12 protein-coding genes and 1 pseudogene are annotated in these 13,366 nt (G+C 64.9%); 8 read left to right on the top strand and 5 right to left on the bottom strand.

Annotated elements, in window-relative coordinates; all coding sequences use genetic code 11:
• Positions 1 to 28: 28 nt before the first annotated feature.
• A complete protein-coding gene (locus LVJ94_36275; GenBank protein WXB02360.1) occupies positions 29 to 949 on the top strand; it encodes a hypothetical protein in 921 nt (306 codons plus the stop codon).
• Between the two features lie 194 nt (positions 950 to 1,143).
• Here LVJ94_36275 and LVJ94_36270 read toward each other — a convergent pair whose 3' ends face one another.
• The 3 genes from LVJ94_36270 to LVJ94_36260 form a co-directional block, all read right to left on the bottom strand.
• Positions 1,144 to 2,346, bottom strand: a complete 1,203-nt coding sequence (locus tag LVJ94_36270) for a hypothetical protein (protein ID WXB02359.1) — start codon at positions 2,344 to 2,346, stop codon at positions 1,144 to 1,146.
• Positions 2,347 to 2,623: 277 nt separating this feature from the next.
• Positions 2,624 to 3,484 (bottom strand): ABC transporter ATP-binding protein, encoded by an 861-nt coding sequence (locus tag LVJ94_36265; protein ID WXB02358.1) that lies wholly within the window; start codon positions 3,482 to 3,484, stop codon positions 2,624 to 2,626.
• Between the two features lie 6 nt (positions 3,485 to 3,490).
• Positions 3,491 to 4,996, bottom strand: a complete 1,506-nt coding sequence (locus tag LVJ94_36260; GenBank protein ID WXB02357.1) for a sigma-54 dependent transcriptional regulator — start codon at positions 4,994 to 4,996, stop codon at positions 3,491 to 3,493.
• Positions 4,997 to 5,204: 208 nt separating this feature from the next.
• Here LVJ94_36260 and LVJ94_36255 point away from each other — a divergent pair, with 208 nt between their 5' ends.
• The 7 genes and pseudogenes from LVJ94_36255 (at position 5,205) to rbfA (ending at position 12,035) form a co-directional block, all read left to right on the top strand.
• Entirely contained in the window at positions 5,205 to 5,810 is a 606-nt protein-coding gene (locus LVJ94_36255; GenBank protein WXB02356.1) for a ribosome maturation factor RimP, read from the top strand.
• Between the two features lie 7 nt (positions 5,811 to 5,817).
• Positions 5,818 to 7,494, top strand: coding sequence for a transcription termination factor NusA (gene nusA, locus LVJ94_36250; GenBank protein WXB02355.1), 1,677 nt, complete (start codon positions 5,818 to 5,820; stop codon positions 7,492 to 7,494).
• A 26-nt stretch (positions 7,495 to 7,520) separates the two neighbouring features.
• Positions 7,521 to 8,234, top strand: coding sequence for a DUF448 domain-containing protein (locus LVJ94_36245; protein ID WXB02354.1), 714 nt, complete (start codon positions 7,521 to 7,523; stop codon positions 8,232 to 8,234).
• Positions 8,231 to 8,323: pseudogene (locus tag LVJ94_36240) on the top strand (translation initiation factor IF-2 N-terminal domain-containing protein). Before LVJ94_36245 ends, LVJ94_36240 begins: the two are co-directional and overlap by 4 nt.
• A 1,284-nt stretch (positions 8,324 to 9,607) precedes the next feature.
• Positions 9,608 to 11,338, top strand: coding sequence for a translation initiation factor IF-2 (gene infB, locus LVJ94_36235; GenBank protein ID WXB10777.1), 1,731 nt, complete (start codon positions 9,608 to 9,610; stop codon positions 11,336 to 11,338).
• A 9-nt stretch (positions 11,339 to 11,347) separates the two neighbouring features.
• Positions 11,348 to 11,671 (top strand): DUF503 domain-containing protein, encoded by a 324-nt coding sequence (locus LVJ94_36230; protein ID WXB02353.1) that lies wholly within the window; start codon positions 11,348 to 11,350, stop codon positions 11,669 to 11,671.
• Positions 11,661 to 12,035, top strand: coding sequence for a 30S ribosome-binding factor RbfA (gene rbfA, locus LVJ94_36225; protein ID WXB02352.1), 375 nt, complete (start codon positions 11,661 to 11,663; stop codon positions 12,033 to 12,035). Before LVJ94_36230 ends, rbfA begins: the two co-directional genes overlap by 11 nt.
• Here rbfA and LVJ94_36220 read toward each other — a convergent pair whose 3' ends face one another.
• Complete coding sequence (locus LVJ94_36220) at positions 12,036 to 12,647, bottom strand: hypothetical protein (protein WXB02351.1); 612 nt, start codon at positions 12,645 to 12,647, stop codon at positions 12,036 to 12,038.
• A 64-nt stretch (positions 12,648 to 12,711) separates the two neighbouring features.
• On the bottom strand, positions 12,712 to 13,359 hold the full coding sequence (locus LVJ94_36215; protein ID WXB02350.1) for a hypothetical protein: 648 nt from the start codon (positions 13,357 to 13,359) through the stop codon (positions 12,712 to 12,714).
• Positions 13,360 to 13,366 lie beyond the last annotated feature (7 nt).

Below are 13,366 nucleotides of genomic sequence, written 5' to 3'. Positions count from 1 at the left end.
CATCCCGGGCCTCTCCTTCATGCGTTCCATGCGTCCGCTTTTTTCCGCCGTGGTGGTTGCCGCCTGTCTTACGACCGGCGCCGCCGTGCGCGCGGACGAGCAGTCGGACCTGGAAAAAGGCCGCAACGCCTACCTCGCGCGGCAGTACGACGAGGCCGACGCGCGCTTTCGCACGATGCTGGCGCCAAAAACGGGCACCCTGCGGGATCCGAACCTGGTCACGCAGGCGCTGATGTACTGGGGCGCGGTGAAGATCGCCCAGCGGCGGCCGAACGAGGCGGCGGGGTTGTTCGAGCAGGTGCTGTTCAAGAACCCGCAGTACGAGCCGGACCCTCTCAGCTTTCCCACCGCGGTTCTGGACGCCTTCAGCGACACGCGGAGCCGCATTCGCGAGCGCTTGAACGCGCAAGCCCGGGAGATGGCCCGGCGCGATGCGGAGCGGCGCGTGCGGGAGGAAGAGGACAAACTGAGGCAACTCGAGCGCATGCGGCTTTTGGAGCGCATGGCGAGCGAGGAGAAGATCACGGTCAAGCACTCACGCATCGTGGCGTTCGTCCCCTTCGGCGCGGGCCAGTTCCAAAATGGCTCCAAGGCGCTCGGTTGGTTCTTCTTCGGGGCCGAGACGCTCTTCTTGGCGGCTGGGACGTTGGCGATTCCGTTCTACTATTCGGAGAAGGCCGCCTTCGTGGATGCGTACAACGATCCATCGGGAACGACGCAGACCGCCGATGCGCGCGAGCACTACGACCGGGCGCGGACGTGGGGATTCATCAACACCCTCGCCTACAGCGCCTTCCTCGTGACCGCGGTCGCGGGCATCGTGGAGGCGAACGCGCGCTTCGAGCCGCAGACCGTCATCGTGCGGAAACGACCCATCCCCGGGCCGGTATCGCTCGTTCCGTCGTTGGCTCCGGGCGCGGCGGGGCTCGGCGTGAAGGTCTCGTTTTGAGCGTATTTTGAAAGCTTGAAAGACGTGCACGAGCGCGTGCGCGTGCACGATCACGTGTCACGATCACGAGGACGAACACGGGCACGGGTGTGCGCCGGCGTAAGCTCAAGCTCGGCACTACCCGCAAGCGCGTGCTCGTCCTCGTGATCGTGACCGTCTCTCGTGCACGCGCACGTGCACGATCCTTTAGCGCATCACTCCGGCGCGACCGACAGGTCGGCCAACTCCTTCACCTCCGCCGCCGAAATCGCCCCGCCCGCGACGGTCCCCCCATTCTGCCGAACGGGTAGCCACAGGAAATCAGGGTGATCACTCTTGCTGCGCCCGACCCATTCTCCTCCGATGATCTCACCATTGCCGTCGAGCTCGAGCACGTAGTCGTAACGCGACCCGCGCGTGTACTCGTCGATCTTCGAGGCGAGGTGGCCTTCCTCGGGGCCCGACTCGGTGATGTACGTCACTTCCGTCTTCACGTGCACGAAGGTGACGGCTTTCGGGTTGAACAAGTAATCCGACGACGCATCCTCCGAATCACCGACCACGAGCGCATTGGCCTCCTGGCTCGTGACCGTCTCCGTGGAGAGCACCTTGAAGTTGCGCAGAGGCTGATTCCAAACTTGGTAATCATACGTCCGATCTTCGACGAACGACTGTTTGCGAATGCCCAAATAGTTCGCCAAGAGGATGTGCAAAGTACCCGGATTGGTATCTCGGCAATCGGACCGGGGCCGGCCATATTCGTCCGGATCCATGTCGCCTTCTTCGGCATTGCAGCGCAGCGATACGAACTTCGTTGTCACGGATTCGTGAACCAATGAAACGAGTGCCTTGATGTCCGGCACGTGGAAGGTCACGCCGTTCTTCACCACGTCGTGCTGGGGCTCGGGGACCAGAATTGCGGCCGGCGCCCACGCGTGGCAGATGCCAAACCACGTCGGAATGCAGCGCCCGCGGCTCTCGCCTGTGCGCTTTGCGCATGCCTCGCCTTGGTTGTAATCGCATTGTGAACTCTTCGTGCAGCTCCGGCGCCCCCCGTGCGCATCGACGCCCGATGTCCGCGAGACGGCGTCTTCCACCCCCGAGCGCCCGAAGGCCAGCTCGTATTTCTTCGCCGGCGAATCGGAATTCGGCCCGTCCCAGCGGTAATTGATCCCATCTTTGAACGTAGGCCAATAGCTGCCGGCCCAAGGTATTTTCGCTGCTTCACCAATTCGTGGAAGATTCGATAAACGTTTTTCCAAATTCGAGGTGAACAAAGATGGATTGTCGCGCGGAGACCATGCTTCCGGTTGTTTGACGCTGCCGGTTCGTTCCTGCATCGCATCGCCCCCTTGCGAACTGCAAGCGGCGGCCACGAACAGCAACGGCAATGCGACGATGAATTGCGCTCTCAACATGGAGAATTTCCTTCGTCCGCGGGGCGGCTACCTACCGACCTGAAGACGTGTGTGGTGGATTGAAACCCAAATCGGTGCAATCCCTCGCTGCGGCAATGAGCAACGCTGCGGGTCCAAGACGCCATGCCATCGAAATCGTATTTCGATGGAGGGGATTGCTTGTTGCGTTATTTAGATTGATGGGACGTGCGACGTCAATACGTCAAAAATGCAAAATTTCGTTCGGTTCGAAGAACATCGCTGCAAGACGGATGGCCTGTCGGGCGACGTTCCGTCTTCACAACGCGCGGCGAACGAAGAGCTCTTCCAGCGTTTCGCGCTTCGGCGTCACGCTCACCACACGCGCGCCGCGTGCGAGAGCTCGCTCGAGCACGCCGGCGATCTCGGCCTCACCAATGGCAATGATGATATCCGTCTTCTGATTTTCAATTAGCGTTATTTCGGTTCGAAACGTTTCATTCAACACACCGGCCAGCGGCCCCTCGAATGCCACCGTTCCCGCACGCAGAATGCACACGCGCTCGCAGAGCAACTCGACATCGCTGAGCACATGGCTCGAGAGCAGCACGGAGTTGCCCTTTGCCTTCTCCTCCAACACGAGATCGCGCACCTGTTTGCGACCGGCCGGATCGAGTCCGCTCATGGGTTCGTCCAGAATGAGTAACTCGGGTGCGTGCACCAACGCCGCGGCGAGGGCCACCCGTTGCAGCGTGCCCTTGGACAGCGTGCGCGCGGGGCGATCGATGGCGTCACCCACGCCGGTGCGCGCCAGTGCGTTCGACACGCGAGCCGCCGGATCGCGCATGTCGCTCAGGCGCGCGCACAGCGTGACGAACTCACGCGGCGACAAGTGCGGGTGCACGTAAGGGGTCTCGGGGAGGAATCCGACCCTTCGCAGGCTGTCGTGCGAGAACGGAGCCCCGAACAGCGCCGCACCGCCCGACGTGGGGGCGACGAGGCCCGTGATCATCTTCAACGTCGTGCTCTTGCCCGCGCCGTTCGGCCCGAGAAAGCCGTAGACCTGCCCGCGCCCCACCTCGAACGAGACCCCGCGCACCGCCTCGATGGTCTTCGACGAGAACGACTTGCGAAAGGTCTTGGCCAGCTTCGAAACGGCGAGAACGGGGGCGTTCTCCAAGACGCGCTAGTCCCGCTCGCGTCGCGTGCTGGCCGGCGTGGCGTTGGGTAGGCCCAAGGTGCCCGAGGTCCCGTACTCGTGCAGCTTGTACTGGATCTTGCGCGTGGAAACGCCGAGCAGCATCGCGGCTTTCGACGTGGAGCCACCGCAAGCCTCGAGCGTCTTCAGGATCGCGTAGCGTTCCAGATCGGCGATCGTGGAGCCCGGGATGGGCGGTGCACCTTCGCGCTGCGTTTGCGGCACCAACGTGGGCGGCAGGTGCCGCGCCTCGATCTGCGTGCCCTCGCAGAGCACCACGGCGCGCTCGACCGCGTTCTCCAGCTCGCGCACGTTGCCGGGCCACGCGTAGCTCGCCAGGCGCTCGAGTGCTTCGTCGCTGATGCCCTCGATGTTGCGCCCGTTCTCGGCCGCGTAACGGCGCAGGAAAAAGCTGGCCAGCGCCGGGATGTCGCTCCGCCGATCGCGCAGCGGGGGCAAATTGATGGTCACCACGTTGAGGCGGTAGAAAAGGTCTTCGCGGAAGCGGCCCTTTTTGATCTCCTCTTGCAGATCCCGGTTCGTGGCGCAGATCACGCGGACGTCGACCTTCAGCGTCTCGTTGCCGCCGACGCGCTCGAAGGTGCGCTCCTGCAGGAAGCGCAGCAGCTTCACCTGCGTTCCCAGCGGAATCTCACCGATCTCGTCCAGGAACAGCGTGCCGCCGTCGGCCTGCTTGAAGCGGCCGTCGCGCCGGCCCACCGCACCGGTGAATGCGCCACGCTCGTGGCCGAAAAGCTCGCTCTCGAGGAGCGACTCGGCGAGGGCCGCACAGTTGAGCCGAACGAACGGCTTCTGCACGCGGGGCGAGGCTGCGTGGATCGATTCGGCGATGAGCTCCTTGCCGGTGCCGCTCTCACCCATGATGAGCACGCTCGCCCGGCTCGGCCCCACTTGGGCCACGAGCTCGAGGATTTCGTGCATTTTCGGGTCATCGCTGACGATGAGGCCGAAGGCATTGCGCTCGCGCAGACGGTCGCGGAGTTGCCGCGCCTCCTGCAGCAGCCGCGCTTTTTCCATCGCGCGCTCGACGATCGCGCTGAGCGACTCGAACTCGAGCGGCTTCGTCAGGTAGTTGTCCGCGCCCTTTTTGACGGCCGCGACCGCGCTGGAGATGGTGCCGAAGGCGGTCATCACCACGAACACGGCCCCAGGCGCCGCGGCGCGGGCCTTATCCATGAAGGTGATGCCATCGAGCCCGGGCATCTTCAGGTCGGTCAGGATGACGTCGGGCGAAAACTCTTCCAGCTTGCCCAGGGCCTTGAAGCCGTCGGCCGCGGTTTCCGTGGCGTACCCTTCCTCGTGGAGGATTTCGCTGAGCGCGGCGCGGGCGTTGGCCTCGTCGTCGACGATCAGGATGCGTCCGCGCGCGTTTTGCGCCCGGTGACGGGTTGTCCGGTTGGCGGCGGCCGGGGTGCCGCCGGGCGGGGTACCCACGACGGGGGAGGAGGAGCGGTCGTCTGAGGAATTTTCCATAGCGGTCGGCAGATCGGGCGGTTAACCCCTAGTATATCAGGAACACAGTGTGCTTCCGTCCAGGGGGGCGGGCCCACTTTTAACGCTGTGGGCATGGGCACGCGTGTCGCTCTTGCATGAGCGCCCTCAGGGCGCTATCTTCCGCGCGCCTCAGTTGGTGGTTTTCCACGCGCGGACCCCAAACCCGGGGCACCGCGTTTTTTTTCGCATGGACTCGAACACGAACACCACACCTTCCTACGACCGAGAGCGGCTTAAAGCCGTCATTTTGCCGATCGTGTCCGCACACGGTGCGGAGCTGGTGGATATCGAGCTGAAAACGGAGCAAGCGGGGTGGGTCCTTCGGGTCTACGTCGAAAAACTCGGAAGCGCCGAAAGTCATGCCAGCACGCGCGACGCGGCGGTCAATCTCGAGCTTTGTGCCCATATCGCGCGGGATTTGAGCCCCGCTCTCGATGTGGCCGATCCGATTCCGCATCGTTACAATCTCGAGGTCAGTTCCCCTGGCGTGGAGCGGCCGCTCCGTGACGAACGCGACTTCGCCCGGTTTGCGGGAGAGAAAGCGCGTCTGAAGCTAAAATCTGCGACCCCGGAAGGACAGAAGGTCATCACGGGCATTCTGGGGGAGCCCAAAGAAGGCGTGATCCCGGTCGAAGACGGATCCCGCACCTACGAAGTTTCACTCGAAAACATCGCTGCCGCGCGGCTGGTTTTCGAATTTGGTCCGGCACCGAAGCCCGGCTCCGCCAGCTCCGCGAACAAGCGCGGCGCTACCAAAAAGCCCGGAAAACCTGCCAAGCATCCTTCCCGGTGAGAACAAGATGGCACTCAACCAGCAAAACCCAGCGCAGCCCGATTTGAACCTCCTTCAGGCCATCGACATGGTCGCGAAGGACAAGGGCATCGATAAGACCCGCCTCATCAAGACGGTGGAAGAAGCCATCCTCAAGGCCGCGCAGAGCGCGTTCGGCCCCACGCGCGAGCTCGAGGCTCGCTTCAACGAAGACAGCGGCCAGGTCGACCTTTTTCAGTACATGACGGTGGTCGAGGACGTGGCCGACGAAGACCGTGAGATCGCGGTCGAAGACGCGCAGCGCCTGGGCCTCGAGGCGGAGCTCGGGGAAGAACTCGGCTTTCAGATCTTCTGGCACCCCTCCGACGCGAAGAAGGCGGCGGAGCAGGACAAAGAATTCGGCGACCTGCTCAACGTGAAGCAGGCCCGCACCGCCTTCGGCCGCATCGCGGCGCAGACGGCCAAGCAGGTTCTCATCCAGCGCGTTCGCGACGAAGAGCGCGACCTCATTTTCAACGAGTACAAAGATCGGAAGGGTGAGCTCATCAAGGGCGTCGTCCGGCGCTTCGAGAAGGGCAACAACATCATCGTCGACTTGGGTCGCACGGAGGGCATCCTGCCGTTCCGCGAGCAGACCCCGCGCGAGACGTACCGCCCCGGCGACCGCATCGTCGCCTACGTGAAAGACATCGATCGCGAGGCGCGTGGCCCGCAGGTCATTCTTTCGCGCAGCGATCCGAAGTTGGTCGAGAAGCTGTTCGAAGCCGAGGTCCCCGAGATCTACGAAGGCATCGTGCGCATCGTGGCGTGTGCACGCGAGCCGGGCGCGCGTTCGAAGATTGCGGTCACCAGCCGCGATGCGGACGTCGATCCGGTGGGCGCGTGTGTCGGCATGAAGGGCTCGCGCGTGCAGGCCGTCGTGCAGGAGCTGCGCGGCGAGAAGATCGACATCGTGCCCTACGACCGGGATCCGGCGCGCTTCGTGTGCGCGGCGATTCAGCCGGCGGAGGTCAACAAGGTCATCGTCGACGAAGCCGACGGGCGCATGGAGCTCGTGGTTCCCGACGAGAAGCTGTCCTTGGCCATCGGCCGCAAGGGTCAGAACGTGCGCCTCGCGCACCACTTGACCGGGTGGCGCTTGGACATCATCAGCGAGTCCAAGTTCAAGCAGATGGAAGAAGAAGCCATCAGCGCCCTCCAGCAGCTCGACATGGTGACGGAGCCCGTCGCCCGCAGCATGTACCGACTCGGCTTCCGCGCCCTCGAGGAGCTGGCCGAGGCCACGGAGCAGGAGCTCGCGGCCATTCCGGGCCTCGGCGGTGAAGAAGGTGCGGCGCGGATGCGCGAGGCGGCCGAGTCGACCATGGAGCGTCTGCGCCAGGGCCGCATCTCCGCGGCGCTCAGCCGGACGGAGCCGCTCAGCGAACGTGAACGCTTCTTGTTCGTCCGCGGGGTGGGCGAGCGCACCTCGCAACTCCTCGAGGAGGCGGGTTACCGCAGCGTCGAAGACGTGAACAAAGAGGATGAGGACAAGCTGGCTATCAAGACCGGCCTCGGCATCAAGAAGGCCCGGGTCATCAAGCAGGGCGCCGAACAGTTCCTCCAGAACGAGTGGAAGGTGATCGATTCCGCCCGTAAAGAGGCCGTCAAGGCCGCACAAGATTCGAAGACGGTTGTGGCACCGGCTTCCAAGGCAACCCTTTAGGATGGATGGAGAGACCAACGATCTTCATGAGTAAAGCGAACCCCCAACAACGAGGACACGGAAAGGCGCACGGTCGTACGTGTGTCGGCTGCGGAGAGAAAGACTCTCCGGCGGCCTTCGTGCGCCTCGTTTTGGTGGAGGACCACCCTGGTGCGGCCCCCAAAGCGGAGGCTGGGGCCGACACCAGCCGGGTTCTCGTGGACGTGGGCAATTCGTCGTTTGGGCGCGGGGCCTACGTGCATGCGCGCCGGAGCTGTCTCGAGAAGGCCTGCAAAGGGGGGCTCTCGCGCAGCTTCAAGACCCGGGTCGTGGCGAACGCTGCCGATATCGGGTCGGAGATTGCGGCGGGCTCGGACCGCCGGCTCGAAGGACTTCTTTTGGCGGCGCGCCGTTCGGGCTATCTCGTGCTCGGGGCCGACGCGGTGTGTGAGCTACTCGAACAGAGAAAGGACGTAGTGATCGTCGTCGCGCGCGATACGAAGACCGTGGTGTCGCGGCGTCCGATTGCCGAAGCGATTGCGGGAGGACGCGCGATTGCCTGGGGCACGAAAGAAGGGGTGGGACGCCTCCTCGGTCGAGATGAAGTGGCACTCGTTGCGGTAACGAGCGCCAGCATCGCCTCGGAGCTGCAGGCGGTGTTTGCACAGGGTGATGCATGCAGGTTTTCGGATGACGAGTCCGAACACCGGGCGGTCGCAGGCCTCGGACGTGTGTCCGCTGCGGTAAGCGAGGGTCGATGAGCAAAGTGCGCGTGTACGAAGTAGCCAAGCAGCTCAACCTCGATCCGAAGGCGGTCGTGGCACTGTTTCAGGCCGTTGGCATCAACGAGGTGCGCAATCACATGAGCTCTGTCGAGCCGGAAGCCGTGGAGCGCGTGAAGCGTCACCTCGAGAAGCAGAAGACCCACGACGTCGTGGAGGAGCGAATTCGCCCGACCGTGGTCAAGCGCCGCGCGGTGGCCAAGCCGGGTGCCCCGGCGCCCGCGGAGTCGCGTCCGTCGTTGTCGCGGTTGCCGTCGTCGTCGCACGTGCCGCCCGCGCCCGCGAGCAGCCGCACCGACGTGTCGCTTCTCGATACGGATCACAACGGGCACGTCGACGGTGGGGGTCTCGCTGCAGCAGCGTCTGCGCTGCGGGCGGATCGTCCCAGTGCCGACCGGCTCTCCAGTCGCAACGTGGCCGCCGAGGATCGGCGGAGCACGCGCGACGTGTCCTCACAGATTCCCCCGGAGCGGGCGAGCGTGCATTCGCTCGAGAGCCTGGAGACGCCCGTCGCGGCGCCGCCGCCCCCCGTCTCCACGCCGGCGATTTCGACGCCCGTTCCGCCGGCCCGTGTCAGCTCGCCCCATGTCGAGCCGACCGACGATGTCGATAACACGGTCGCGGCTGCCGTTCCCGCGCCCGTTTCGGTTCATGAAATTCCCACGACGACGGAGGAACCGGTCGTGCAAGCCCCGCCCCCGGTCATACCGGCCCCGCGCGAATCGTCTCATGCGGTGACAGCTCCCCCCGTGCCGACGCCGGTCCCGGTCGCGCCCGAGCGGGTTTCGTCACCCCAGATCATCGTCAAGAGCGAACCTTCAGGAGCGGCCGCCCAAGCCGCGCCTGGGGCCTCCGCCCCCGTGGTGGAAGCGGCGCCGCCGCCTCCGCCCGTGGTGGAGGAGCCGCCGCCGCCGCCTGCCCCGGTGGTGGAAGTGGCGCCGCCCCCGCCGCCTCCGGCACCCCCGCCGCCGCCTCCGCGTCCTGCGACGCCGAAGACCGGTGTGGAGTACTGGACGGGGCGTCCGGGCGTGCCGATGCCCACACCGGCGAGTGCTCCGCGAAGTGCCATCGGCGGCGGTCAAGCCGGCTCGATGGCGCGCCGCACCGAGTACAACCCGCGTGCGAGCGCAGGCCAGGCGCAAGGTCGTCCCGGCATGCGTCCCGGCGGCCCGCAAGGCGGCCGTCCTGGCATGCGTCCCGGCGGTGGTGGTCCTGGTCAGCGCTTCGGCGGTCGACCCGGCCAGCACATGCAGAAGCGCCCGCCGGCCACCGTCTCCACCAAGGAGATGAGCGAGCACAAGAAGGTCATCCGCATCGAGGAGAACATCACGCTCCAATCGATGGCCGGCAAGATGTCGCTCAAGTCGACGGAGCTTCTGATGAAGCTTCTCTCGATGGGCATGACGGGCGTGCACATCAACACGACGCTCGATGCCGACACCGCGAAGATCCTTGCCTCCGAGTTCGGCTGGGAGGTCGAGGACCTCGCGAAGAGTGAAGAGGAAAGCATCGCGGCCGCTCGAGGCGAAGAGGCGGTTGCCGCCGATACGCCCGACAAAAGCACCGACACGAACCTCATCACGCGTCCGCCGGTCGTCACCGTCATGGGTCACGTCGACCACGGCAAGACGAGCCTCCTCGACAAGATCCGTTCGGCCAGCGTGGCGACCGGTGAGGCGGGCGGCATCACGCAGCACATCGGTGCGTACCGTGCGAGTACGAAGCACGGTCCCATCGTCTTCTTGGACACGCCGGGTCACGAGGCATTCACCGCGATGCGCGCACGCGGCGCCAGCGTCACCGACTTGATCATCCTGGTCGTGGCGGCCGACGACGGCGTCATGCCGCAGACGAAAGAGGCCGTGAACCACGCGCGCGCGGCCAAGGTGCCGATCATCGTCGCCGTGAACAAGATCGACAAGCCGGGTGCGGACACCGAGCGTGTGAAGCGCGAGCTGGTCGAACTTGGTCTGCAGCCCGAAGAGTGGGGCGGCGAGACCATCTTCGTGAACGTGTCGGCGCACACCGGCGCGGGCATCGAGCAGCTGCTCGAGATGATCTCGATCCAGTCCGAGGTCATGGACCTCAAGGCCAACCCGAAGAAGGCCGCCAGCGGCACCGTGCTCGAGGCCCTCCTCGATCGCGGTCGCGGTCCGGTGGCGCGCGTCCTGGTGCAAGACGGAACGCTCCGCGTGGGCGACTTCCTCTTGGCCGGTGCGGGCTTCGGCAAGGTCCGCGCGATGACCAACGAGCACGGCAAGCAGGTGCACGAGGCCGGTCCTTCGACGCCGGTCGAGATCCTCGGTCTGTCCGAGGTTCCGGGCGCCGGCGACCCGATGCACGCGGTCAAGGATCCGAAGAAGGCGCAAGAGATCGCCGAAAGCCGCAAAGGAAAGATGGCGCGCAGCCTCATTCCGGCGACGGCCAAGGTTTCGCTGGAAGAGATCTCGAAGCGCATGGCGGATTCGTCGCAGCAAGAGCTGCGTGTCATCGTCAAAGGCGACGTGCAGGGCTCGGTCGAAGCGGTGGCCGACGCCTTCTCCAAGCTGTCCACGGATCGCGTGAAGCTCGCCATCATCCACGCCGGCGTCGGCGCGATCACCGAGGGTGACATCAACCTCGCCATCGCCGCCAAGGCCATCGTCATCGGCTTCAACGTCCGCCCCGCAGGCAAGGCGAGCGCGCACGCCGAAGAGAACAAGATCGAGATTCGGATCTATTCGATCATCTACAACGCGATCGAAGACGTCCGAAACGCGATGGAAGGCCTCCTGCCTCCGACCCTCGTCGAGAAGACGTCCGGCAAAGCCGAAGTTCGTCTCATCTTCAAGGTCAAGGGCACGGTGGTCGCGGGTTCCTACGTCATCGAAGGAACCGTCAAGCGAACGAACAAGGCCCGCATCGTCCGCGACGGCGTGGTGGTGTGGGACGGCAAGCTCGACGCCCTGAAGCGCTTCAAGGAAGACGTGAAAGACGTCGAGCGCGGCTTCGAGTGCGGTCTCAGCTTCGAAGGCTTTACCGAGGTCAAAGAGAAGGACATCGTGGAGTCGTACGAGATCGAAGAGATCAAGCAGAAGCTGTAAGATTTCCCGGTGTTCGTCGGTGTTTTACGGCTCACGTTCCACATTCCGCACGCACGCTCGCTCAAAGAAAAGCGCAGCGTCGTGCGGAAGTTCCGGGACCGCGTCCGCGCCCGGTTCGACGTATCCATCGCCGAGGTCGACGCGCAGGATTTGCTCCAGCGCGCGGTCTTCGGCGTGAGCGTCGTTTCGGGCGATGCCGCCGTGTGCGACTCGGTGATGTCCCAAGTAGCGCGCGCCGCGGAGACGCAAGAGGACGCGGTGCTCACGGAGCACGCGACGGAGATCATCACGGTGGGGGAGGATTTGTACCCAGGAGGCGACGATGGCCGCTGAAGTGAAACGGGCGACCCGCGTCGCCGAAGGGATCCGCGAGGAATTGGCGAACCTGCTCGCGCGCAAGGTGCGCGATCCGCGGGTGGCCGGGGTCGTGGTGTCGCGCGTGACCGTGACCGACGATCTGCGCAATGCGAAGGTTTACGTGCGGCTGCTCGATCTGGTGGAGCGCGACGAGGCGCGGCAGAAGGAGCTCATGATCGGCTTGAAGAGCGCCGCTGGTATGCTGCGTTCGTCCATTACGAAGGAGCTCAGTTTGCGTGTCGCGCCCGAGCTTCGCTTCTATTACGACGAGGCCGTGGAGAAGCAGCAGAAGGTGGACGAGCTTCTCGCCGAGATCGAACGCGACGCGCGCTCGAAGTAGCTAGTAACAATTGGCGTGCTCGTAGCAGCCCGTGCCGATGCTGCGCACGGCGACGAGATGAATGTCGCCGTCGGCGATGCCGTAGCGAGTGCTCGCGCCATCGATCGAGTCGACGCGGATCGCGAGCGCGCGCGAAACGACGGCGACGGACGAACCGTTCCGCGAGGAGCACGTGATTTGCTTTTGCGGATAGGTGTCCTCGGAGAGGTACATGTCTCCCTTGGGGCAGGAGAGAAGCGTCGCAGGGTAGTCACCGAGCGCTTTGGGCGAGAACGACGGGTCGAAGCGAATCATGGCGCGCGATTGGTCGTCGCCGGCCGTGCGCACGGTGATGTTCCAGTCGCTGGAATACCTCGCGCCCTCGACCCTGACGTAGTTCCGCCGACCCACGGTGCTGGCACCTGCGTCGATGTTTTCCGCCTCGGTGCTCCACGTGGTTCCGTCGGCGAGCTTGAGCGAAAAGGAGCCGGTGACCCCGGTGCCGGGGGGGCTATCGCAATAGTACTTCGCGTGCGGGGACGTGCCGAAGCCGCATCCGTCCGGATCGCACGCCGTCTGCAGACAGAGCGTCATGCCCGCGGCGACGGCAAGCGCCAGCGTGATCGTTTTCATGCGTTCCAACGTGCAGCGCGCCCCGCGCGCCTACAAATGACACGAGATGACTCGTGCGCCGGCGCTAGCGCAGCTTGCTCACGTACCAGGCACCGTGCCAGCCGGTCATCTCGGCGATCTCGATGCGCTGCGGCTTGCCGCCGACGGCAAAGGCGAGCTTCGAGTGCCGCACCCGCCACACGGGCTGCTTCAGATCGCGCTTCTTCACCGGGGATTGCGCGATCGCCGGGCCCAATTCGAACGAGACGAATTGGGCATTCTCCGGCACGTGAAGACGCCTTCGGACGTTGGCGACGTCGCGTTCGAAGATGGGGTACACCTTCTTGTCCCACTGCTTGCCGGGATCCGGCTGGTCTTTCGTTGCGATGTACGCGTCGCGCGGGTAGACGATGTCGGAGGCGAGCTTCGGTTCGCCGTGCGCGATGGCCTCGAGCAAGTGGCGCCCGCGCAGGGTCAGATCCGCATTGTCGACGGTGGGGGCCGGCTCGTCGACGACGCCCGCGTCGGGCGCTGCGGCGCTGTTCGCTGCGGCGCCCGCGTCCGCCTTGGCGTCGGCCGCGCTCACGTGGGCTGCGGCCGACGTGCTTCCCGCGTCGACGGCAGGCGACCCCTTCGAACCGCCACAACCCGACACCGCGATGCTCGGAAAGAGCACTGCCGCCACCACCGCCGCGGCCAAGATGCGAAGAACGGTGAGGGTGCTGCGGCTCATGGGAGAG

The organism is Sorangiineae bacterium MSr11367, assembly GCA_037157805.1.
GTDB classification, from domain to species: Bacteria; Myxococcota_A; Polyangia; order Polyangiales; family Polyangiaceae; genus Pendulispora; species Pendulispora rubella.
Note: the sequence above shows the minus strand (reverse complement) of the source record. Positions and strands in the feature narration are given on the sequence as shown.